This window comes from Pseudomonas sp. 05N434, assembly GCF_056396965.1.
The window spans coordinates 1-469 of the sequence record NZ_JBFTMK010001120.1; the positions used below are offsets into that span (position 1 = coordinate 1).

At 55.7% G+C, this 469-nt stretch carries 1 protein-coding gene and 1 pseudogene; both read left to right on the plus strand.

Features of this window, described 5'->3' with window-relative positions; all coding sequences use genetic code 11:
* Positions 1–28: 28 nt before the first annotated feature.
* Positions 29–139, plus strand: a pseudogene (locus tag AC1DLB_RS32025) (low molecular weight phosphotyrosine protein phosphatase); the annotation flags it as partial.
* A gap of 45 nt (positions 140–184) precedes the next feature.
* The coding region (locus AC1DLB_RS32030; RefSeq protein WP_477786540.1) for a Wzz/FepE/Etk N-terminal domain-containing protein at positions 185–469 on the plus strand (285 nt) is incomplete at its 3' end.

Consider the following 469-nt stretch of genomic DNA (forward strand, 5'->3'; position numbering starts at 1 on the left):
GGACGATCGAGAGATCAGCGACCCCTAGGACGATCGAGAGATCAGCGACCCCTACCGTCAAGGCAAACCTGCTTTTGTGCACGCTTATGCGTTGATCGAAGAAGCCGTACACGCATGGGCACAGCGTCTGGCACGCTGATGGCCACTCCTTTTTGAATCGTAATCAAGGCAAAGAATCCGACTTATGCAGCAAGCACCGGTAGTCAACGTGCGGGACGACGACAATGACGAGATTGATCTTCTCGGCCTGTTTGGAACACTCATCGACCATAAATGGCTGATTGCCGCGGTTACCGGCGCCTTCATGGTCGCAGGGGCCGCGTACGCAGTGCTGGCGACACCGGTATTTCAGGCGAATGCGCTGTTGCAGGTCGAAGCGAAGAAGAACGACTTATTGGGCTTCTCGGATATCGGCAGCATGCTGGGCAAGGAGTCTCCTTCGGCCACCGAAATCGAGTTGATCCAGTCC